The 22,269-nt window shown below is 75.6% G+C and carries 17 protein-coding genes; 7 read left to right on the top strand and 10 right to left on the bottom strand.

Features of this window, described 5'->3' with window-relative positions; translation table 11 throughout:
• Nucleotides 1-2 precede the first annotated feature (2 nt).
• The gene (locus E1266_RS39795; RefSeq protein WP_132042687.1) at nt 3-1,109 is read left to right on the top strand and encodes a cellulose binding domain-containing protein; all 1,107 of its coding nucleotides are present in this window, start codon (nt 3-5) and stop codon (nt 1,107-1,109) included.
• A gap of 109 nt (nt 1,110-1,218) precedes the next feature.
• Here the strand turns inward: E1266_RS39795 and E1266_RS01035 are convergent, their stop codons facing one another.
• Genes E1266_RS01035 through E1266_RS01025 form a run of 3 tightly spaced genes read right to left on the bottom strand, consistent with a single transcriptional unit; the run spans nt 1,219 to nt 3,728 of the window.
• Nucleotides 1,219-2,265 carry a cation diffusion facilitator family transporter gene (locus E1266_RS01035; RefSeq protein ID WP_132042685.1) on the bottom strand — a complete coding sequence of 349 codons (1,047 nt, stop codon included), beginning with the start codon at nt 2,263-2,265 and terminating at the stop codon, nt 1,219-1,221.
• Nucleotides 2,262-2,651, bottom strand: coding sequence for a metalloregulator ArsR/SmtB family transcription factor (locus tag E1266_RS01030; RefSeq protein ID WP_132042683.1), 390 nt, complete (start codon nt 2,649-2,651; stop codon nt 2,262-2,264). Before E1266_RS01030 ends, E1266_RS01035 begins: the two co-directional genes overlap by 4 nt.
• A gap of 24 nt (nt 2,652-2,675) precedes the next feature.
• On the bottom strand, nt 2,676-3,728 hold the full coding sequence (locus tag E1266_RS01025; protein ID WP_132042680.1) for a DUF6777 domain-containing protein: 1,053 nt from the start codon (nt 3,726-3,728) through the stop codon (nt 2,676-2,678).
• A 137-nt stretch (nt 3,729-3,865) separates the two neighbouring features.
• Here E1266_RS01025 and E1266_RS38700 point away from each other — a divergent pair, with 137 nt between their 5' ends.
• Nucleotides 3,866-5,380: a serine/threonine-protein kinase gene (locus E1266_RS38700; protein ID WP_243718156.1), complete on the top strand. Its 1,515-nt coding sequence runs from the start codon at nt 3,866-3,868 to the stop codon at nt 5,378-5,380.
• A gap of 3 nt (nt 5,381-5,383) precedes the next feature.
• On the opposite strand, the gene E1266_RS01015 is transcribed toward E1266_RS38700, so the two are convergent.
• The 6 genes from E1266_RS01015 to E1266_RS00990 form a co-directional block, all read right to left on the bottom strand.
• On the bottom strand, nt 5,384-6,568 hold the full coding sequence (locus E1266_RS01015; protein ID WP_207945351.1) for a VWA domain-containing protein: 1,185 nt from the start codon (nt 6,566-6,568) through the stop codon (nt 5,384-5,386).
• Entirely contained in the window at nt 6,565-8,931 is a 2,367-nt protein-coding gene (locus E1266_RS01010; protein WP_243718155.1) for a DUF5682 family protein, read from the bottom strand. The genes E1266_RS01015 and E1266_RS01010 overlap by 4 nt, the downstream gene beginning before the upstream one ends.
• Nucleotides 8,928-10,055, bottom strand: coding sequence for an AAA family ATPase (locus E1266_RS01005; protein ID WP_243718154.1), 1,128 nt, complete (start codon nt 10,053-10,055; stop codon nt 8,928-8,930). The genes E1266_RS01010 and E1266_RS01005 overlap by 4 nt, the downstream gene beginning before the upstream one ends.
• Nucleotides 10,052-11,635: a DUF5691 domain-containing protein gene (locus E1266_RS01000; RefSeq protein ID WP_132042675.1), complete on the bottom strand. Its 1,584-nt coding sequence runs from the start codon at nt 11,633-11,635 to the stop codon at nt 10,052-10,054. The genes E1266_RS01005 and E1266_RS01000 overlap by 4 nt, the downstream gene beginning before the upstream one ends.
• Nucleotides 11,632-12,975 (bottom strand): SWIM zinc finger family protein, encoded by a 1,344-nt coding sequence (locus E1266_RS00995; RefSeq protein WP_243718153.1) that lies wholly within the window; start codon nt 12,973-12,975, stop codon nt 11,632-11,634. Before E1266_RS00995 ends, E1266_RS01000 begins: the two co-directional genes overlap by 4 nt.
• 64 nt (nt 12,976-13,039) lie before the next feature.
• Nucleotides 13,040-13,804, bottom strand: a complete 765-nt coding sequence (locus tag E1266_RS00990; protein WP_207945350.1) for a M50 family metallopeptidase — start codon at nt 13,802-13,804, stop codon at nt 13,040-13,042.
• Between the two features lie 155 nt (nt 13,805-13,959).
• On the opposite strand from E1266_RS00990, the gene E1266_RS00985 reads away from it, so the two are divergent.
• Genes E1266_RS00985 through E1266_RS00975 form a run of 3 tightly spaced genes read left to right on the top strand, consistent with a single transcriptional unit; the run spans nt 13,960 to nt 18,315 of the window.
• Nucleotides 13,960-14,943: a MoxR family ATPase gene (locus tag E1266_RS00985; protein ID WP_207945349.1), complete on the top strand. Its 984-nt coding sequence runs from the start codon at nt 13,960-13,962 to the stop codon at nt 14,941-14,943.
• Between the two features lie 19 nt (nt 14,944-14,962).
• Complete coding sequence (locus E1266_RS00980; RefSeq protein WP_132042667.1) at nt 14,963-16,099, top strand: DUF58 domain-containing protein; 1,137 nt, start codon at nt 14,963-14,965, stop codon at nt 16,097-16,099.
• Entirely contained in the window at nt 16,096-18,315 is a 2,220-nt protein-coding gene (locus E1266_RS00975) for a DUF3488 and transglutaminase-like domain-containing protein (RefSeq protein WP_132042665.1), read from the top strand. The genes E1266_RS00980 and E1266_RS00975 overlap by 4 nt, the downstream gene beginning before the upstream one ends.
• Here E1266_RS00975 and E1266_RS00970 read toward each other — a convergent pair.
• On the bottom strand, nt 18,296-18,934 hold the full coding sequence (locus E1266_RS00970; RefSeq protein ID WP_132042663.1) for a hypothetical protein: 639 nt from the start codon (nt 18,932-18,934) through the stop codon (nt 18,296-18,298). The genes E1266_RS00975 and E1266_RS00970 overlap by 20 nt on opposite strands.
• An 18-nt stretch (nt 18,935-18,952) precedes the next feature.
• On the opposite strand from E1266_RS00970, the gene E1266_RS00965 reads away from it, so the two are divergent.
• Both E1266_RS00965 and E1266_RS38695 read left to right on the top strand, forming a co-directional pair.
• Nucleotides 18,953-19,171, top strand: a complete 219-nt coding sequence (locus E1266_RS00965; protein ID WP_132042661.1) for a hypothetical protein — start codon at nt 18,953-18,955, stop codon at nt 19,169-19,171.
• On the top strand, nt 19,168-22,269 hold the full coding sequence (locus tag E1266_RS38695; RefSeq protein WP_207945348.1) for a pyridoxal-phosphate dependent enzyme: 3,102 nt from the start codon (nt 19,168-19,170) through the stop codon (nt 22,267-22,269). The genes E1266_RS00965 and E1266_RS38695 overlap by 4 nt, the downstream gene beginning before the upstream one ends.

Here is a 22,269-nt window from a genome sequence, read left to right as displayed (position 1 = left end):
GCATGAAAGCGCGTCTGACGGCCGGCGCGGTTCTCGCCGCCCTCCTCCTGGCGATTCCCCTGGCGCTGTTCTCGTTCGTCGCGCCCGCCGGCGCCGCGACCCAGCTCTGCGGAGCCACCGACACGGTCTCCGTCGCGGGCGGCGAGTACATCGCCCAGAACAACATCTGGGGCGCGGACACGCCGCAGTGCATCACGGTGGACGGCACGTCATTCACGGTCGACTCGGCCGGCCACTCCAACTCCACCAGCGGCGCCCCCGCCGCGTACCCGTCGCTCTTCAAGGGCTGCCACTGGGGCCAGTGCACCACCGGCAGCGGCCTGCCCGTCCAGGTGGACGGCGACATGCCGGCCGTCACGACCGACTGGAGCACGAGCCTGCCCGGCTCGGGCTCGTACAACGCCGCGTACGACCTCTGGTACAACACCGCTCCCGCCACGACCGGGGCGCCGGACGGCGCGGAGATGATGATCTGGCTGGACTACAACGGTCCCGTCCAGCCCGCCGGGACGCGGGTCGCGAGCGGCGTGCAGATCTCCGGCGCCTCCTGGGACGTGTGGACCACCCAGATGGACTGGCGGTACATCGCCTACGTCCGCACCTCCGGCACCGCGTCCGTCGACGACCTGGACCTGCGGGCCTTCACCAGGGACGCCGTGGCGCGCGACGCCGTCGAGGAGGACTGGTACCTGATCGACGTCGAGGCCGGGTTCGAGATCTGGCAGGGCGGGCAGGGCCTGCGGACGAACGCGTTCTCCGTCGACGTGGGCGGCACCACCGACCCGCCGACCGACCCGCCGGGGGACGGGCGGCAGTGCTCCGCGACGCTGCGCACCGACAACTCCTGGAACAGCGGGTTCACCGCGACCGTGACCGTTGTCAACACCGGGGACGAGCCGCTGTCCGGCTGGAGCGCGGACTGGACGTTCACCGGCGGCCAGCGCGTCGTGAACGGCTGGAACGCCACGGTCACCCAGAGCGGGGCCGACGTCCATGCCGTGAACGCGGACTACAACGGAGCCGTCCCCGAAGGCGGATCGACGAGCTTCGGATTCCAGGGGAGCGGCCCGGCACCGGGCACGCCGGCCGTCACCTGCACGGCCGGCTGACGCCCGCCCGGGCGATCGACCACCCGACCCCCGCCGGACCCGCGGCGAGCCGTCGCCCCCGTGGCCCTCATGACGGCGGCTCGCCGCGGCCCGGCCACCGGATCGGGGGCTAGTGGTCGCAGGGGGCGGGGCCCGCGTGTTCGTGCGGGGCGCCGGTGTCGCCCACGTGGCGGGGGCCGTGCGGGTCGTCGCAGTGGCCTTGCCCGTCCCCGGAGGGCTCGTGCACGTGGTCGACCTCCAGGGTCGTGTGGGTGATCCCGTACGAGGCCCGCAGCAGCTCCTGGAGGTCGCGCCGGACGGCGTGGCAGTCGCCCCCGGTGTCGACCAGGACGTGCGCCGACAGCGCCGGGTAGCCGGAGCTGACCTCCCAGACGTGCAGGTCGTGCACCTCCTGCACGCAGGGGCGCGCGGCGAGCCTGGTGCCGAGCTCGGACGGGTCGATGCCCGCCGGCGCGGCCTCCATGAGGACCCGGCCCGCGTCCCGCAGCAGCCCGTACCCGGCCTTCAGCATCAGCGCGGCCACCAGCAGCGACGCGATCGCGTCGGCGCGGTCGAAGCCGGTCGTCCACACGACCAGGCCCGCGATGGCCGTGGCGATGAACGCGAACAGGTCGTTGAGGATGTGCTGGAACGCGCCCTCGACGTTGAGGCTGCTCCGGTCCGCCCTGCTGATCAGCCAGGTCGCCGCGACGTTGACCGCGATGCCGACCAGCGCCGTCCAGAACACGAACTGGCCCTCGACGGCGTGCGGTTCGATCAGCCTCCGGACACCCTCGTAGGTGAAGTAGGCCGTGAGCAGGATCAGCGTCAGCCCGTTGAGCTGGGCGGACAGGATCTCGGCGCGGCGCAGGCCGTAGGTGAAGCCGCCCTTCGGCGGTCGCGCCGCGATGCGCATCGTGACCAGCGCCAGCGCGATCGCGAACGCGTCGGTCGTCATGTGCGCGGCGTCGGTGATCAGCGCCAGCGACCCGGCGATGAGGCCGACCGCGACCTCGCCCACCATGAAGGTGAGGATCAGCGCCAGCGCGGTGCCGAGCAGCCGCCGGTCGGCCCCCGCCGACACGGCGTGCCCGTGTCCATGCCCGTGCCCGTGCCGACGGCGGTGCGCGTGCCCGTTCGTGCGCGGAGCCGGAGCGCTCTCCCGGTCCCCGGTCATGTGCCTTCCTCCCCGTGGCCGACGTGGGTGAGGGCGAGGTCCAGCAGCATGCGGACGTGCGAGTCGGCCAGCCGGTAGTAGGCCATCCGGCCGGCCCTGCGGACCCGGACGACGCGGTTGGCGCGCAGCAGGCGCAGCGCGTGCGAGACCGCCGACTCCGAGTGCCCGCAGGCGGCGGCGATGTCGCAGACGCACATCTCCCCGCCCTCCAGCAGTGCGGTGATCACCCTCAGCCGCCCCGGGTCGGACAGCAGCCCGAACACCTGCGCCAGCTCGGCGACCGTCTCCGCGTCCGGCAGGGCGGCGGTGACGAGGGCGACCTTCTCAGGATCGACCACGCGGACGGCGCACGCGTCGGCGGGGGCGACATCTGAAGCACTGCTCATATGAGCAAATATACCGCACGGTACTCAGCCGACCGGCGGGGCGGGCTCCTCGGACGGCGGCAGCGAGATCGGCGCCCGCGACTCCTCGCCGGTGCCCGAGCCCGCCGGGTCCCCGCCGCCCATACCCGGGTCGTGCGAGGTCACGCCCGGTGAGCCGGGGGAGTCCCCGCCGCCCTCCCCGGTGCCGGGCGAGGGCGTGCCGGGAGACTCGGTGCCCGTGGGCTCGGTGCCGGGCGTCCCGGTCCCCGGTGACTCCGTCCCCGGTGACTCCAGTCCCGAATCGTACGGCGACGGCGATTCGCTGTCGGTGACCTCGGTCTCGGTCGCCGGGAGCTCCGCCGGCGGCCCGTCGGCCTCGCCCTCGGTGGCGCGCGGCCGCTCGAACCCCATCGTGCCCTCGGGATCGACCAGGACGAACGTGGTGATCGTCCCCTTCTCCGAATCCCGCGGCTCGATCTCGGTCACATTCCGCTTCTCGAATCCCGGCCAGGACCGGCCGGTGTAGGACGCGCCGTCCGGGGAGATCTTTCTGTCCGGCCGGGTCAGCGGATTACCGCAATTGCACTTCACGACCGGCACCCCGTAGCCATTGACCAGAACGCCCATTCCCGCCTGCAGCACGGCGGGGCCGCTCGTCGCCTTCCCGTTCCGGTAGCCGTGGTTGGTGACCAGCGTGTCGGTCCGCAGCAGCACCGGCGTCAGCCGCGACACGTACCGCGGGATGTCGCTCACCGGGATCCCCTGGACGCCCGCCCAGGCCCGCGCCTTGCCGGGATTGGCCTGGAGGAACGCGATCAGCTTCTGCGGGTCGCACGTCGCCTCCTGGCGCGTTCCCCCGTACAGGCCGGGGGAGTCGCCGGTCTGGGTCCCGCCCGCCTTCGGCCGTTCCTTGACATCGGTCTTGTCGGTGCCGGACACCAGCGTGTACGGGTCCGGGCCCGGCGTCCCCACCGTCAGCCGGGTGATGGCCGCCCCCGCGTCCCCGCACGCGGTCAGCACGCCCGCCGCCAGCGCAAGGGCCGCGACCGCCGCCGCCGGCCCCGTGAACCGGGCAATTGGTGAATGGATCTCGGCCATGCTTTGTCTCTCCCGCTCCGGGCTCCCCGTATCTATACTCTTTGATGCCGGGTGGAGCGGATTTGTGCCCGGCGGAATGCCGAATTTTTTACGCCGGCCGCCCGGCCGGTATCCGGGGGACCCGGACGGGGGTACGAATGGCGAGCCCGATTCCGCTCACCGCGGCCGACCCCGACCGGCTCGGCGGCTGGGAGCTGCTCGGCCGGATCGGCACCGGGGGCCAGGGCGTGGTCTACCTCGGCCGCCCGGTGGAGCCCGCCGGCGGGCCGTCCCGCGTCGCCGTGAAACTCCTGCACGCGCAGCTGCTGGGGGACGCCGGCGCCCGGGAGCGCTTCGTCCGCGAGCTGGCCCTGCTGCAGCGCGTCGCGGGGTTCTGCACCGCGCAGATGCTCGAGGCCGACACGGCCGGCGACCGCCCCTACATCGTCAGCGAGTACATCCCCGGGCGGTCGCTGCGCGCGCTCGTCCTGGAGGAGGGCCCGCGCTCGGGCGCCGACCTCGACCGCCTCGCCATCAGCTCGGTGACGGCGCTGTCGGCGATCCACCGCGCCAACGTCGTGCACCGCGACTTCAAGCCGCAGAACGTGCTGATGGGGCCGGACGGCCCCCGCGTGATCGACTTCGGCATCGCCCGCGCGTTCGACGCCGGGTCCACGCTGACCAGCCAGGTCGTCGGGACGCCCGCCTACATGGCGCCCGAGCAGTTCTCCGGCCGCGTCGGGCCCGCCACCGACCTGTTCGCCTGGGCGGGCACCCTGCTGTTCGCCGCCACCGGCCGTGACCCCTTCGCCGGCGGCCCGCTGCCCGCCGTCATGTACCGGATCATGCACGAGACGCCCGACCTGGGCGTGCTGCCGGGCAAGCTCGCCGAGGTCGCCGCGGCCTGCCTCGCCAAGGACCCGAAGGCCCGCCCCGCCTCCGAGGACGTCCTGCTGTGGCTCCTCGGCGAACGCGACGGGAGCACCCGCCCGCAGACCGCGACCGAGCGCCTCCCCGGCCCCACGGTCCCGGCGCCCGGTGTCCCGGCTCCCGCATCCGGCGCCATGTCCGGCGCCGGGTTCCACGGTGCGCAGCCCGCCGCAGGGCCGCCGACCGCCCGGCTCACCCAGGACGCGGAACCCGCGACGATCCGGCAGCCGCCGCCGGACGGCGCGCCCCCGTACCCGCCCGGTCCCGCCGCACCGGAGACGTGGCGCGCGCCGTGGCCGCACGGCGGCGGCGAGCCGGGCCCGGCCGCCGACGCGCACCGGCCGTCCCCGGCACCGCGCACCGGCCCCGCGCTCCGGCGCGGCCCGGCGCTGGTGGCGGGCCTCGGCCTCGCGGCGTTCCTGGCCGTGCTGGACGTGGCCGCCCTCGCCATCCTGATCGCCAGGCCGGCGCTGAGCGAGGGCGCCCGCGGCGGGCTGCTGCCCGTGGTCGCGTCGTCGTTCGCCGTGCTGGCGGTGGTCACGCTGGTGGCGGTGATCCTCGCCTGGCGCGGCAGCCGCCCCGCGGCGTGGACGGTGATGGGCGCCCGCGTCGCCCGGGTCGCGATGTGGGGCGCGTGGGGCGCGCTCGTCGAGATCCAGGTGTCCGCGCTCGCCGGGCACGCCGTGGTGACCGCCGTCGTCGTGGTCCTGCTCGCCCGCGGCCTGACGAGAGCCCCCCGCTGACGGTCACCCCGCGGCGCCCGGGTCGTTCCGCTCCGACCACTCCCTCAGGTCGCGGCGTTCGATCGCGGCGGCCATCAGGTCGGGGAACGCGTCCGGCGTGCACGCGAACGCCGGGACGCCCATCGCCGCCAGCGCCGCCGCGTTCTCGTGGTCGTAGGCCGGGGCGCCCTCGTCCGACAGGGCGAGCAGCACCACGACCTGCACGCCCGCCGACGTCAGCGCCGCCACCCGCCGCAGCAGCTCGTCCCGGATCCCGCCCTCGTACAGGTCGCTGATGAGCACGAGGATCGTGTCGTCCGGCCGCGCCACCAGGCCCTGGCAGTAGGCGACCGCCCGGTTGATGTCGGTTCCGCCGCCGAGCTGCGTGCCGAACAGCACCTCCACGGGGTCGTGCAGCTGGGCGGTCAGGTCGACCACGTTCGTGTCGAACACCACCAGCGACGTCCGCAGCGACCGCATGGACGCCAGCACCGCGCCGAACACGCTCGCGTACACCACCGACGCCGCCATCGACCCGCTCTGGTCGATCGCGAGGATCACGTCCCGCTTCACGGCCTGCCGCCGCCGCCCGTACCCGATGAGCCGCTCCGGGACGAGCGTCCCGTGCTCGGGCAGGTAGTGCCGCAGGTTCGCGCGGATCGTGCGCTCCCAGTCGACGTCGGCGAGCCGCCGCGGCCGCAGCACCCGCGCCGACCTGTCCAGCGCCCCGCCGAGCGCCGAGCGCGTCTTCTGGGCGAGCCGCCGCTCCAGCTCGGTGACGACCTTCCGCACCACGGCCCGCGCGGACTCCCGCGCCCGGTCGGGCATCACCCGGTTCAGCGACAGCAGCGTCCCGACGAGGTGGACGTCCGGTTCGACGGCGTCGAGCATCTCCGGCTCCAGCAGCAGCCGGGTGAGGTCGAGCCGCTCGATCGCGTCCTTCTGCATGACCTGGACGACGCTCGACGGGAAGTACGTGCGGATGTCGCCGAGCCACCGCGCCACCGAGGGCGCCGAGTCGCCGAGCCCGGCGCCGCGCCGCCGCGAGCGCCCCTCCTCGCCGCCCGCCCCGTAGAGCCGCTCCAGCGCCCCGTCCATCCGCGCGTCGTCCCCGGCGAGCGTCACCCCGGTCCCGTCGGCCCGCCCTCCGCCGAGCACGAGCCGCCACCGCCGCAGCCGGTCGTCCTCCGGCGCCGCCGCATCGTTCACGATGATCCCTCCCAGCCGAGGATGTGCAGGGTCGTCGCGGTCGCGGCGGCCGCGCGGGCGGCGTCCACGTCCTCCTCGTCCGGGCCGGACGACGCGGCGGAGGTCTGGTCCAGGCGGCGCAGCCGCTCGCCGATGGCGCGGCGCTCGGCGTCGGCGTAGGCGCCGAAGGTGCGGCGCAGCAGGGGGAGCACGTCGGTGAACGAGTCGCCCGGCAGCCCCGCGATCCAGTCGTCGACGAGGCGGAGGAGCGCGGTGTCGTGCATGAGGATCAGCCCGCCGCCGGACAGAAAGCCCTCCACCCAGGCGGCGGCGCGCGCGGGGGCGGTGCCGGTGGACACGGCCCGCGCCATCCGGTCGGCCGCGTCGTGCAGGCGGCCCGCGTCCAGGAGGAGCCGGGTGAGGCGCCCCTCGATCAGGCCGTGCAGGGACTCCGGGCGGGCCACGAGGCCCTCCAGCGTGCGGCGCCAGCGCTCGATGTGGCCGTCCTCGGCCAGTAGCGCCAGCGCGCCGTGCACGGCGTCGACGTGGCCGAGGAACTCGCGGGCGGCGTCGTCGTCCAGGCCGGTGACGGCCGGCGGGAGCCCGACGCAGATGCGCACGACGAGGCCGTCGACGACCGTGCGGAGCGGGCCGGTGGGCGTGCCGCGCACGTCGCCGTAGCGCAGCGCCCGCACGAGGGCGGGCATCGCGGACATCAGCTGCGCGACGTCGGTGTCGACCGCGGCCCGGTCGGCGAGCACGCGCATGACGGTCGGCAGCGCGTCGCCGAGGTCGGCGAGCAGGCAGCGCTCCGCCACCGAGGTCAGGTCGGCGAGGGTGCCGGCGCCGGTGGCGGCCGACTCCGCGCGGGCCGTGGCCGCGCCGCGGACGGTGGTGCCCCACGCGCTCGCCTCGATCAGCTCGACGTCGAACTCCGGCCGCCACGCCAGCGTCCACGTCTCGCGGAACGTGCCCTTGGACCGGCCCGTCTCGGCCGGGACGCCCCAGTCGACGTGCAGGAGGCGGAGGCGGTGCAGGAGGCGGCTGCGCTCCAGGTCCACGGGCCTGCGCAGGTCGAGGTCCTGCTCCTTGTCGAGCGCGGACGGCTTGAGCCGCAGCCGCCGCTGCTGCGCCTGCAGGTCGCGCTGGAGCGGGACCATCGGCGTCCGCTCCGGGACGGCGCCGAGCCGCTCCCCGACGACCATGCGCCGCTGGATCAGCTCGACCGGCAGGTCGGCGCCCTCGCACAGCACCGCCCTGGTCGCCTCGGTCACCTCGTCCAGCCCGGCGAGGGGGCGCCCCCGCAGCGCGGCGAGGGCCTCGGCGAGCCGGACGGCCTCGATCACGTGCGCCGAGGAGACGTGCAGGTCCTCGTCGCGCAGGACGCGGGCGGCGGCGGTGAGCCACCGCTCGACCGGCCGGTCCGGGGCGGTGAACAGGTGGTGGTACCAGCCGGGGGACCGGACGCCCGCGCCGTAGCCGGAGCGCCCGGACAGCCGCCCGTGCGTCCACGGCACCCACGTCATCGCGACCTTGGCCTTCGGCAGCCCGCGCAGGGTCCGGTCGTCGTGGGCCGCCGGGACCTTCGCCCGCAGGGCCGGGACGTGCCACGCGCCGCACACCACGGCGACCCGCTCGTGGCCCTCCTTGAGGGTGCGGCGCAGCGTCCGCCGCATGTGCGCCTCGCGCTGCTCCTCCCGCAGCAGGTGGCCGGGCGGAAGGCCGGCGGACGCGGCGCCCTCCGGGAGCTCGGCGAGCTGCTCGCGCAGCTCGGCCATGGCCTCGGCGATCGCCGGGAACGGCGAGGGCCCGCCGCCGCGGTGCTCGACGACGTCGTCCCACCACCGCTCGGCGTCGTCGTACCCGGCGGCCTTCGCCAGCCACCCCAGCGGATCCAGCCGGATGCCCTCCGCCGGCTCCGGTGGAGCCTCGCCCTCCCCGGCGCGGTCCTTCTCCGCGCTCTCCTTCTCCGCGTCCTCCGGTTCGGAGTCCTCCTCCGCGCCGGGGGACGGGACGAGCTGGTGCGCTGCCGGAAGGTCGCAGAAGCGGACGGGGACCCCCGCGCCGAGGGCGTACCGGATCGCCTGCCATTCCGGGCTGAACTCGGCGAACGGCCAGAACGCGGCCTTGCGGCCGTCGCCCCGGTCACCGGCGCCCGCACCGGCGCCCGCACCGGCCGGGGCACCGCCGGTGGCGGGGGAGTAGGCCAGCAGCGCGACCGGCGGCACCATCCCCGGCTCGCCGGCCAGCGCCACGATCGGGTCGGCCTCGGGCGGGCCCTCGATCAGCACCGCGTCCGGCTTGAACTCCTCCAGGGCGCCGCGCAGCGCCCGCGCCGAGCCGGGCCCGTGGTGGCGGATCCCGTAGACCTCGACGTGGCTCAAGAGACCTCCCGGCACGCGCGGTAGAAGTCGCGCCACTCCGGCCGGTCGCGGACGACCGCCTCCAGGTACTCCTGCCACACCACCCGGTCGGACACCGGGTCCTGCACGACGGCGCCGACGATCCCGCCCGCCACGTCCGCGGCGCGCAGCACCCCGTCGCCGAAGTGCGCGGCCAGCGCCAGCCCGCTGGTGATCACCGAGATGGCCTCGGCGGTGCTGAGCGTCCCGCTGGGCGACTTGAGCTTGGTCCGCCCGTCGCCCGTCACGCCCGAGCGCAGCTCGCGGAACACGGTGACGACGCGGCGGATCTCCTCCAGGCCCGCCGGGGACTCGGGCAGCTCCAGCCCCGCGCCGATCTGGTCGACGCGGCGCGCCACGATGCCGACCTCCTCCTCGACGGACTCGGGGAGCGGGAGCACCACGGTGTTGAACCGGCGGCGCAGCGCGCTGGACAGCTCGTTCACGCCCCGGTCGCGGTCGTTCGCGGTCGCGATGACCGTGAAGCCCTTGCGCGCCTGCACCTCGGTGTTCAGCTCGGGGACCGGCAGCGTCTTCTCCGACAGGACGGTGATCAGCGTGTCCTGGACGTCGGACGGCATCCGGGTCAGCTCCTCGATGCGGGCGACCGCGCCGAGCCGCATCGCGCGCATCAGCGGGCTCTCCACCAGCGCCTGCTCCGACGGGCCCTCGGCGAGCAGCCGCGCGTAGTTCCAGCCGTAGCGGATCGCCTCCTCCGCCGTGCCCGCCGTCCCCTGCACGAGGAGGGTGGAGTCGCCGCTGACGGCCGCGGCGAGATGCTCCGACACCCACGTCTTCGCCGTCCCCGGCACGCCGAGCAGCAGCAGGGCGCGGTCGGTGGCCAGCGTCGCGACCGCGACCTCCATCAGCCGGCGCGGCCCCACGTACTTCGGGGTGACCGCCGTGCCGTCGGGCAGCTCGCCGCCGAGCAGGTACGTGGTGACGGCCCACGGCGACAGCCGCCAGCCGGGCGGGCGGGGCCGGTCGTCGTGCTCGGCCAGCCGCGCCAGCTCGCCGGCGTACTCCTGCTCCGCATGCGGCCGCAGAACCGCGGTCTCTCCGGAGGGGCGCCCCTCCAGGCCCCCCGGCACGTGCTTTTCGGTCACGAACTCAACTCCTTCAACATCTCATCGCGAAAGCGCAGGGTGTCGATCAGATCGGTGACGGCGCGCGGGGCCGCGGCGCCCGCTTCGGCCGCGAGCGCGTCGAGCCGGGGCGCTGCGGCGGGGTCGAGCCGCTCGTGGGCGAGCCGGCACAGCTGGTTGACCAGGTGCTCCTCGCGGCGCGTCTCGCGTTCGGCGGCCGCCGTGACGATCGCGACCACCGCCGCCGCGAGCGCCCCCGTCCACGGCCCCGGCACCCGTTCGAGGACGCGGAGCAGGTCGATCTCGCCCTTGACCCAGCGGATCAGGCCGGCCGCCGCGGTGTCGCGCTCCGCCTCGGGCAGGACGGGCAGCAGGTCGGCGAGCGCCTCGGGCTCGTCCACCATGACGCCGCCCTTGAACAGCGCCCGCGCCCACCCGGCGTCGCGCTGGATCACGGCGGCGCGGGCCCATCCGACGTGCACGTCGCTCCCGTCCTCCGGCTCGTTCCGGGCCGCCGCCCCTCCGGAGCCACCGGCAACCGCGGTGATGGGCAGGCACACGATCTCGATCGGCGGCAGCCCGAACAGCTCCGTCCAGGTGGTCAGGGGAGTGCGGGACAGGACCTCGCGGAGCCACGCCGACCGCGCCCCCACCGGCCTGCCGCCCCGCGGCACGAACGACCCGGCCGGGTGGAACGGGATGCCGTCGCGCGCCATCTCCTCGTCGTGCGCGGGCGGCGGATCGACCTTGATCCACGTCTGCTGCCGCCCCCGCACCGTGCGGACCTCCGCCGCCAGGCAGGCGCGGGCGCGCGCCGCCATCCGCTCGCCGTAGGCGGAGCCGGGCAGCCGGGCCAGCAGGTCGGACGCGATCTGCCGCACGTCCTTCCCGCGGTCCTCCAGGGCGGCCTCCAGGAACTCCTCGTCGTCCGGGGACAGGCCGTGCGCGAAGGTGGCGAGGAAGGCGGCGCGGTCGGGTGCGGGCTCTTTGGCCCACGTCTCGCGGAGCAGTTCCCCGGCCCGCTCAGGATCGGTCTCGCGCAGCCCGGTCAGGTAGGCGACCCGCCGGTTGCGCGTCCCGGTCTCCCACACCTCGGGGCCGCCGCCGGGATCGTCGCCGGAGCCGACCAGGTACGCCCAGTCGGTGTTCTGCAGCGCCAGCCACACGCCCCGGCGCCCGGCCGCCCGCGCGATCGACGGCCGCAGCGCCCGGTCGCCGCGCCCGCGTTCCAGCAGGTCGGGCAGCAGCTGGGCGGGCACCCGCAGCCCGCGCGCCGCCGCGGCGTCCAGCCACTCGGCCAGCACCCGGGCGTGCTCCCCGCCCAGGATCCGCCGCAGCCGCGCCGCCGCGGGCGCGGGGACGACCGGGGCGTCCTCCACCGGGGCGAGCGCCACCGGAACGGGCGCCGCGCGGGAGGGGACGCGCCCGGCCCGGCGCCGCACGGTCAGCAGCGCCGCCTGGTCGAGCAGCCGCCCGGCCCTGTCGCCGCCGCCGCCGTCTCCGGCGGGGGCCTCGGGCAGGACCGGCGGGTCGCGCCGCTCGGTGCCCAGCAGCGCCGCGGTCACGTGCGCGCTCCACCCGTTCTCGTCCGGGCCGGTCACAGGACCACCGTCCCCTCGGTCTCGTGCCACGCGGCCAGCGGACGCAGGCCGCGCGGTCTCCACTCCCCGGCGAGCGTCACCGGCCCGCCGCCCGACAGCGCGAGCAGCCGCCACGGGTCCGCCATCCGGAGCGGCAGCGCGTCCCCGGCTTCGTCAGTCGCGTACAGGTCGGCCGCGTACAGGTCGCCTCCCTCGGCGCGGGCGAGCCGGACGTTCTCCAGCGTCGCCGGCCAGCGGTCCAGCCACGGGTCCCGCGCGAGGGCCGCGGCGTGCTCGTCCAAGAACCCTTGGACGGACGTCCCGCCGGGCGCGGCCGGGACCGCAGCCCCGAAGCGCTCGGCGACCAGCGCCCGCAGCGGCTGCGCACCCGGGTAGAACGCCAGCTCGGCATCGACCTCCGTACCCACGATGAGCGACGCGTCCAGGGACGTGCCCGGTGCGGAGAACGACAGCACGAGCGCAGGGCGGCCGGTCCGCCGCCCGCGCAGCCACACCCGCCGCGTGGTGAGCAGGTCCTGCGCGGTGTCCCGCGACCCGGTCACGCACCAGTGGTCCCGGACGCGCTCCCCGCCGCTGACGACCTCGTCCTGCGGGACCGTGAATCCGACGCGGGAACGGACGGTCTCGCGCAGCCCCTGGGGCAGCTCATCCCGCCGCCGGTGGGCCCGGACGAGGAGCCGCAGCAGCGCGTACTCCTCCAGCAGCCGGTCGGGCCAGCCGGGCGTCCGCGGGATCGCGGCGAGGCCCTTGACCGGCCCGGCGAGACCGCCCGCCTGCGCGTCGACGAGCCGCCGCGCCGCGTCGTCCCACAGCCGGTAGGGGGCCTTCTCCGCCTGCGCGAGCCCGTGCGCGACCTGGTCGCGGAGCCACCGGTCGAGTTCGGCGAGCCCGTCCTCGACGCGCCGCTCCCGCCGCTCGGCCGTCTTCGGGTCCTTGCCCCTGCCGTCGCCCGCGCCCTCGTCGCCGCTCCTGTCCGCCGCCGCGGCCCGCCGCCGGGCCGCCCGGTCGGCGCGCTCCCGCCGTTCCGCCAGCCACTCGGCGACCCAGCCCGCACGCGGCCCGTCCTCCACCGAGCCGGCCGCCCACAGGAGGAGCAGGCCCAACACGTGCTTGCAGGGGATCTTCCGGCTCGGGCACGAGCAGCGGAAGGCGGGCTCGGTCAGATCGACGCCCGCCCGGTACACGGACTTCCCGCTGCCCTGGCACTCGCCCCAGACCGCCTCGTCGTCGCACCCCGTCCCGCCCCACTTGGCGGGCTTGGCGACGCTCCCCGCCGCCTTGGCGGACGCGGCGTCCGGCGCGAGGCCGAGCACCTGGTCGCGGCTCCATCGTTCGCTCACACAGCCGAAACTATCGGTGCCCCCCGACATTCCAGGACGCCTTACCGCAGGTCAGATCTCCGGGTCAGAAATCGGCCGTGGAGGGGAGGCCGGGGAGGTCGGGGAGGTCGACGTCCGGGACGAGGAGGGCGCCGCCCGCGAGCAGGGCGAGCAGCGCGGTCGCGCCGAAGAGGGAGACCCAGGCAAGGCCGGGGACGCCGGTGAGGTGGGCGAGCTGGTCGGCGTCCGAGCTCGGCGCCATGTGCCGGGCGCGCATCCGCTGCAGCTCGACCACCGGGCGGGTGGCGGCGAAGAGCAGGAACCAGGCGGCCAGGTACGCGAACCCGGCCTGCACCTCGGCGCTGCCCAGCCACGACACCCCGAAGATGATCGCGCCGGTGGCGACCACCGAGAGCACGCCGTAGGCGTTGCGGATCATGATGAGCATCGCGCCGAGCAGCGCGAGCGAGAACCACAGCATCAGCGTGATCCGGCCGGCCGCGAGCAGCAGCGCGAAGAACAGCCCGAGCAGCGGGGGAGTGACGTAGCCCGCCAGCGCCGTGAAGATCATCCCGGGGCCGTGCGGCTTGCCGCGCGAGACCGTCACCCCGGAGGTGTCGGAGTGCAGCTTGATGCCGTCCAGCTTGCGGCCGGTGAGCAGGGCCACGAGCGCGTGCCCGCCCTCGTGCGCGATCGTCACGGTGTTGCGCGCCAGGCGCCAGGTGGGGCCGTGCAGGACGGCCGCGAGCGCCACCAGGCCGACGAAGGCGACCAGCCACCACGGGGGATCGGGCTGCGTTCCCGTCACGCGGTCCCACAGGTCGGTGATGCTGATGTCGTCCACGTCCACCTCGGAGTCGTCGTCGCGATGCCCAACATTAGGACGTCATGGATAACGCTCGCGTTCGGTTCGCCCCGGGCAATCGGTGAATCTCAGGACGGAATCGTTGCGAAAACGGTTATTGTGCCCTTCGCGACGGGGGTCGCGGCTGAGGGGTGCGGGTGATGAGCGAGAGCGCGGGGGTGGACGCGGACGCGCTGGCGGGGCGGTTCGCCCAGATGTTCGCGGCGCTGGCGGGCAACATCGAGCGGGTCGTGCGCGGCAAGCGGGAGAAGGTCGAGCTGGCGCTGGTCTGCCTGCTGGCGGAGGGGCACCTGCTCGTCGAGGACGTGCCGGGCGTCGGCAAGACGACGCTGGCGCGCGCGATCTCGGCGTCCATCGAGGCCGAGTGGGCGCGCATCCAGTTCACGCCCGACCTGCTGCCCAGCGACATCACCGGGGTGTCGATCTTCAACCAGGGGACGAGCGCGTTCGAGTTCCACCCCGGGCCGATCTTCGCGAACCTCGCCGTCGCCGACGAGATCAACCGCGGCTCGCCGAAGACGCAGTCGGCGCTGCTGGAGGTCATGGAGGAGCGCCGGGTGACCGTGGAGGGCACCCCGCATCCGGTGCCGCGCCCGTTCATGGTGATCGCGACGCAGAACCCGGTCGACATGGACGGGACGTACCCGCTGCCGGAGGCGCAGCTCGACCGGTTCCTGATGCGCATCTCGATGGGCTACCCCGACCACCAGGCCGAGGTGGCGCTGCTCGCGGGCGCCCCGACCGGCGCGATGCTCGACGCGATGCCGCCGGTGCTGGGCCGCGAGGACCTCGCCCGGATGATCGACTTCGCGCAGCGGCTGCACGTCGCGCCGCCGCTGTTCGACTACCTGGTGCGGGTCGTGGCCGCCACCCGCGCGCACGCCGACCTGCGGCTCGGCGCGAGCCCGCGGGCCGGCATCGCGCTGCTGCGGGCGGCGCGGGTCCGGGCGGCGGCGGCCGGCCGGTCCTACATCGTCCCCGAGGACGTGAAGGCGCTCGCGGTCCCGGTCATCGCGCACCGGCTGATCGTGACGCCGGAGGCGGAGCTGCGCGGCCGGTCCGGCGCGGACGTGGTCGCCGAGGCGCTGGGGGGCGTGCCGACCCCGCAGGCCGCCGGCGTGTGAGGGCCGTGAGGGAGGCCAGGTGCTGACGCCGCTCGGCCGGGGGACGGCGGCCGGGTCCGCGCTGCTGTACGCGGCGGGCTGGGCGCTCGGCTACCCGGAGCCCGCGATCTTCGGGGTCGCCGGGCTCGCCGCGGTGGCGGGCGCGGTGCTGTGGACGCTGCCGCAGGTGAGGCTGGACGTCCGCCGGGAGATGGCCCCGGCCAAGGTGGAGCGCGGCGAGCCCGCCGTGGGCGTCCTGCACGTCACCAACCGGGGGCGCGGCGCGCGGGGCGTGCGCGCCCGGGACGCGGCCGGGCCGGGCTCGATCGAGGTGGACATCCCGCGGCTGCGGGCCGGCGGCACCCGCACCGTCACCTACCGGCTGCCGACCGGCCGGCGCGGCGAGCTGCCGGTGGGGCCGCTGCGGCTGGAGCGCGCCGACCCGCTCCGGCTGGCCCGCCGGACGCGGGAGTACGGCGCGCCGGAGGTGCTGCTCGTCCGGCCGCGGACGGTGCCGCTGGCGCTGCTGCCGTCCGGGCGCGCCCACCACCTGGAGGGGCCGACCAGCGACCGGTCCCCGGCGGGGACGGCGACGTTCCACGCGCTGCGCGAGTACGTGGTCGGCGACGAGATGCGCCACATCCACTGGAAGTCGTCGGCGCGGACGGGGACGCTCATGGTGCGCCGGCTCGTCGACGCGAGCCTGCCGACGACGACTGTCGTGCTGGAAACGCGTCCCGGGGCGTGGCCCCAGCCCGACGACTTCGAGCTGGCCGTGGACGCGGCGGCGTCCGTTGCGGCGGGGGCGGCGTCGGCGCACTTCCCCGTCCGCGTCCTCACCGGCAAGGGGCCGGTCGCGGAGACGCGCGGCGGCCCCGACGACCTGGAGACCCTGCTCGACCGGCTCACCTCGGTGGAGGTCCGGGAGGGTGAGCGACTCACCTCCGCGGTGCGCCGGGTCCGCGGCGGCGGGTCGCTCGTGGTCGTGGCGGGCGGCGCCGCGGGGGCCGCGGAGCTGGGGGGCGTCGCGGCGGTCCGGAGCCGGTTCGACCGGGTGGTGGTGCTGCGGGTCCGGCCGGCGGAGCCCGCGTCCGCGCCGCCCGGCGTGCAGCTCGTCGACTTCGCCGACCTGGAGGGGCTCGCGGACGCGTGGCGGCGGCTCGGGAGGGTCCGGTGACCCGGTACGCCTCGCTCGCCGTGACGGCCTGCCTCGCGGCGGTCGCCGGGCTGGCCTTCCACCGCGTCTTCGGGTTCGGCCCGGTGGCGCCGGTGGCCGCCGTCGCCGCGGTCGTCCCGACCGTGCTTTCCGGGCTGCTTTCCGGCCCGCGCAAGAGCGGGGACCCCTGGCCGCTGTGGATCTCCCTGGTGCTGAGCGTGGTGGCGTGGGCGGGCACCGTGACCGGTACCGTCCTGCGTCCCACCCTGGCGGACGGGACGCTGCCGCAGGCCCTCCGCGACGGCGTGCTCAGCTCGTGGAAGGCGATCCTGACCACGCTGCTGCCCGCCCCGGCCGAGCCGGAGTACCTCGTCCTGGTCAGCGTGGTGGTGTGGCTCGCGGCGTTCGCGTCCGCCGAGCTGGCGCTGCGGACCTCGCTGCGCGCCGCCCCGTGCGTGCCCGCGCTCGGCGGGTGGGCGGTGGCGCTCCCGCTGGGCGTGGACGGCCCCGGCTCCAACCTGCCGCTCGCCGCCGCGGCCGTGGCGCTGACGGCGGTCCTGGTGCTGCTCCGCGCGGACGGCCCCGGCGCGGGCGTCGCGTGGCGGCCGCTGGCCGCCGGGGTGCCCGCCGCCGCGGTGCTCGGCGCGCTGGCGTTCGCGGCGGGTCCGGTCGTCCCGGTCGGCGCGCGGCCCTACGACCCCCGGGAGCAGGTGCAGGCCCCGCCGCCGCAGCAGCGCGACGGCGTCAGCCCGCTCGACCGCGTCGGAGGCTGGCTGCTGCGGCCGGGCGAGGTGATGTTCACCGTCCGGTCCGGCCGCCCCGAGCGGCAGCGGCTCGCCGTCCTCGACCGGTTCGACGGCGTGACGTGGTCGTCCACGGCCCGGTTCGTGCCCACCGGGAGCCGGGTGCCCGAGGGACCGCGGCCGGGGGAGCGGCACGAGGTCGAGCAGCACATCACGATCCGCGACCTGCCCGGCGTGTGGGTGCCCGCGCCCGACCGGCCCCGGCGGATCGACGGGCTGCCCGTCGTCGTCGACCCGGAGAGCGGCGCGCTCGCGGCCGGGCGGCCGCTCCGGCCCGGCCAGTCCTACCGCGTCACGTCCGTCGTGCCCGAATGGACGGCCGGGGACCTCGCCGCCGCGGCCCTCGCGACCGACGCCGAGGCCAGGGCGGCGATCGCTCTGCCGTGGGGGCCGGGCGCGACGGAGCCGCCCGTCCAGATCGCCGAGTTCCGCCGGTTCGCGGAGGCCGCCACGCGGGGTGCGGGCTCGCCGATCGAGAAGGCCGCGCTGCTCGCCGAGTACCTCAAGCGCTACGCCGCCTACGACGTGACCGCACCGCCCGGCCACGGCTACCGCCAGCTCGACTACTTCCTCAGCGAAGGCAGGCGCGGCACGCCCGAGCACTTCGCGACCGCGTACGCGCTGCTCGCCCGCACGATCGGCCTGCCGTCCCGCGTCGTGGTGGGGTTCCGCGGCGGGCAGCGCGTGGGCGACACCGTCCAGGTCCGGTCGGGGGACGTGCTGGTGTGGCCCGAGATCAAGTTCGAGGACCTCGGCTGGATCCGCTTCAACCCGCTCCCGGACTCCGGGCGCCGCGCCAAGGAGGACGACTCGGTCGCCGCCGGCGAGACGGAGCAGAAGCTGGAGCAGGCGCAGAAGGCCGCCGCGTCCCAGCAGCGCGGCGAAGGGCCGGGTCAGAACACGGAGAAGGGACCGCGCGAACCCGCCGACGGCGGTGGATCGCCCACGCCGTGGTGCGTGTTCACGTCGGTCGCGGCGGCGGTGCTGGTCATCGGCTACGTGCTCGCCGTCCTGCTCGCTCCCGCCCTGCGGAAGCGCCGCCGCCGCGCGGGCCCGCCCGCCGCGCGCATCACCGGCGCCTGGCACCAGGCCCTCGACCACCTCGCCGACGTCGGCCTGTCCACGGCGCGGACGCTGACCGCGCACGAGGTCGCGCGGTTCGGGGCGTCCAGCGTCGGCGCGGACGCGCACGGGCACCTGGGGCCGCTCGCCGACCTCGTCAACCACAGCCGCTTCGCCGCGTCGCACCCAGACCCGCGGGCCGCCGACCGGGCGTGGGAGCACTCCGACGCGGTGGGACGCCTCGTCACCGCCAAGGCCGGACGCGTCCGGCGGCTCCGGCGGCGGCTGCATCCCCGGTCGCTCACCGGCAGGTCGGGCGGGGAGCGCCGCCCGCCCGCCGGGCGGCGGCGCGTCAGGGGCCCGGGAGGCTGACGGCGATCTCGCCGCCCAGCACGGCGCCGTCCGCCAGCGCCAGGTCGTCCCCGCTCCAGAACCGGCCCGGGTCGAACCAGTTCGGGCGGCGGCCCTTCGGCAGCAGCCCCATCGCCTGGTAGGTCACCGCGACGATCTCCGCGCAGAACGCCGTCTCCAGGTCCTCCGCGCGCTCGGCGGGCCGCCGGATCGGCACCCGGCCGCGCAGCCACCGCGTCGCCAGCCGCGACGTGGACGGGAACGGCGTGCCGTCCAGCCGCGCCACCGCGCGCAGCGCCGCGTCCTCCATCTCCCTGGACGGCGGCGGCTCGAGCTGCCGCAGCCACGCCCGCTGCCCGTAGCGGTTCCCCCACGCCATGACCGCCTCGCGCAGGTCGTGCAGCTGCGCGCCGCGGTGGTGCCCGCCCGTCCACATGTCCCGCAGCGACCTGCCCAGCTCGGCGTGCCACATCAGGGGCGGCAGGTCGTCGATGACGATCGACATGCCGACGTGGTTGACCGGGCTGTTGGTGGTCATCTGGATGGCGCGGTCGAAGGCCGTGCGGCCCCGGAAGAGCCAGACGTCCCCGGTGCGCGTCAGCTCGGCGGCCTCGTCGAGGGAGATGCTCGTACCAGGCATGATCGATACGGTAGCCGCATGCGACGGTGGAGAGTGCCCCGCCCTGGAAAGGCATCCGGCCTGCTGAAGGCGTCGAACCTCTGGAAGGCGCTGGGCGTCGCCGGGTTCCTCGGCGTCGCCGCGACCGGGGCGGTGATCGTGCGGAGCGAGCGCCGCCGCCGCGCCTACACCCCCGAGGAGATCCGGGAGCGGCTGCACGCGCGGCTGGACGAGGAGGAACCGGGGAGGCGCCCGTGACGCCCCGCGCCGTCCGCCCCCCGGACCGGGACGACCTCGACCGCGCGTGGCGGGCCGTCTCCGCCGAACTCGATCCGACGCCCCTCGTGCCGTCCTCCCTGGCCCCCGGCGCCATGCTGAAGCTGGAGACGTGCCAGCCGACCGGCGCGTTCAAGGTGCGCGGCGCGCTCGCGGCCGTCGCGGCGCTGCCGCCGGGGCGGCCGGCCGTCACGGCGAGCGCGGGCAACCACGGCCTCGGCATGGGCCACGCGGCGGCCCGGTCCGGCGCGGACGTCACCGTGGTCGTGTCCACCCGCGCGTCCCCCGTGAAGATCGACAAGATCGGCGCGTACCCGGTGCGGCTCGTCCAGCACGGGACGACCTACGACGAGGCCGAGGAGCACGCGCTGACGCTGCCCGGCCACTACGTGTCGCCCTACAACGACCCGGCGGTCATCGCCGGGCAGGGCACCATCGGGCGCGAGCTGGAGCGGCAGGCGGACGGGCCCCTCACGGTCGTCGCGCCGGTCGGCGGCGGCGGCCTGCTCGCCGGGCTCACCCTGTGGGGGCGGGACCGGCCGGACGTCCGGATCGTCGGGGTGGAGTCGGCCGTGTCGCGCGGCATCGCCGCCTCGGTGGCGGCCGGGCGGGTCGTCGAGGTCGAGGTCGGCGAGACGTTCGCGGACGGCCTCCCCGGCAACCTGGAGCCCGGCAGCGTCACCCCGGGGGTGATCGGCCGGGCCGCGGAGCTGACCGCGGTCACCGATGACCAGATCCGGACGGCGATGCGCTGGCTGTTCCGCGAGCACGGGCTCGTCGCCGAGGGCGCGGGCGCCGCCGGGATCGCCGCCGTCCTCGCCGGGAAGGTGGAGGTCACCGGCCGCCCAGTGGTGGTCATTACCGGACGCAACATAACAATCCCGACGTTCATCGACGCGATTCGCGAAACTGAACATCTTCGTATTTGCGAGAACACCGACATCAGCGGCCCGCCACCCGCTAACTTGTGCGATCGAACGGGGAAGGTGATCAGAATCGTGCGGGTGGCGATCCTGAGATTGTTCCGCCGCGACCGCCTCACCGGGCAGGTCGCGGTCGGGCTGGTCGGCGTGCTGGTGATAGCCGCGGCGGTGTACGGGGTGGGCGTCGCGAGCGCCCAGTACCGCCTCGCCGACGTCGGCGCGTGGCTGACCGCCAAGAGCAAGGGCATGGTCGTGCACGTCAACGGCCCCGCCGCCAAGGTCGACGGCAAGGCCGGCGTGATCCCGCAGATGCGCGGGCACAACGTCAAGGTCGTCCAGGACGGCGCCACGGTCCTGATCATCGACCTGGACACGGGCGTCGTCAGCCGCCTCGACCCGTCCCAGCTGAGCATCGGCCAGAGCCGCTCGCTGGGCAGGGGGATCCAGGTCCTCGCGGGCGGCGGGAAGGCGTACACGGTCGACTCGGTCAAGGGCGTCGTCCAGGAGATCGACCCGGTCGGCCTGACGCCGGTCGGCGCGTCCGCCGCGCTGCCGCCGGTCCTCGGCCAGGCCGGGATCGACGGCAGGGGGACGCTGTGGGTGCCCGTGTCGCAGAAGGGCGAGGTGTCGGCGTTCCGGGACGGCGCCCTCCGGCCGCCCGTCCGCGTCGGCGCGCCCGGCGGCGACCTGGCGCTGACCGTCGCCGCCGGGGACCCCGTCGTCACCGACTCGACCGCCGCCACCGCCACCGTCGTCCGGTCCGGCTCCCCGCTCACGATCAGCCTGCCGACGACCGTGCGGCGCGCGGGCCGCGGCGGCGTGCTCGCCCCCGCGCAGACCGACGGCAGGATCGTCCCGCTGCTGGTGCCCGGCACCGGCTCCCTGGTCACCGTCGACACCGACACCGGCCGGTACTCCAGCACACGGCTGCCGATGCCGAGGCACCGGTACCGGCCGCCGCAGGTGCTCGGCGCGAAGGTCTACATCCCCGACGAGACGGCCGGCGCCCTGATCGTGTACGACTCGGCGGCCAACCGGTTCGAGCGGCCGATCGCGGTGACGAACCGGCCGGCGAGGCTGGACGTCTTCGTCCGGGACGGGCTGCTCTGGGCGAACGACCCGGCCGGCCCGCACGCCGTCGTGATCGACCGGGGGAACGTCCACCGGGGCGTCAACAAGTACAAGGACCGGGTCGCGGGCGGCCCGAGGCGCCGGACGATCCCGCTGCCCGGCGACGGGGACGCCCCGCCGCCGTCGCGCGGCCGTCCGCCGGAGGCGCCGCCGCCGTCCCGCCCCCCGGCGCCCGGCGAGCCGCCGACCGCGCCCGGCAACGTGTCCGTCACGCCCGGCGCGGGGACGATGCGGGTCGACTTCCAGCCCTCGCAGGGCGACGGCGTCATCGGGTACGTGCTGAAGGACGCGGTGTCCGGCCTGTCGGTGAGCCCGTCCGCCATCGGACCCGGCGCGGGGCCCTTCACCTTCACGATCACGGGCGGCGACTGCGGGACCGAGTACCGGTTCCGCGTGGCCGTCCGCTACCGGGACGCCCGGGGCAGGACGCGCGAACTGCCGTCGCCGGCGAGCGACCCCGTCCGCCCGTGCGTGACGCCGGGAACGCCGACCGGCCTCAAGGCGCTGGCGACGAAGTCGGGCGCGCAGGTCTCGTGGACGGCCGCGCCCGGCGGCGGCTCGACGAGCTACCGGCTCACCTGGGAGGGCCCCGTCTCGGGGAGCAGGACCGTCTCGACCACGTCCGCCATCCTCGGCGACGTGTGGTCCAACGGCGACTACACCTTCACCGTCACCCCCACGAACGGCGCGGGAACCGGTGCCAACGCGACGGTCAGCACCAAGCTGACCGGCCCCACGAGCACCTATGCCGTGAGGATGAACGGCAACTCCAACGGCTATATCAGGGCAGAGGCCAGCCCCAGCGGCACCACCGTGGCCACCATGCGCGACAACAACGGTGACAGCGTCACCGTGCACTGCAAGGAGCAGGGCCTCGCCTACGAGCACTCCAGCGACCCCAACCTCTCCGGTGACATGTACACCAACATCACCTGGAAGGGGAACCGCGGCTACGTGGTCAGCTACCTGGTCAACACGCCCGGCGACTGGAAGAGCTTCAGCGGCCCGGCGATCTGGAAGTGCTAG

The organism is Actinomadura sp. 7K534 (assembly GCF_004348575.1).
GTDB classification, from domain to species: Bacteria; Actinomycetota; Actinomycetes; order Streptosporangiales; family Streptosporangiaceae; genus Spirillospora; species Spirillospora livida.
This window is presented reverse-complemented; position numbering and strand designations above follow the sequence as displayed.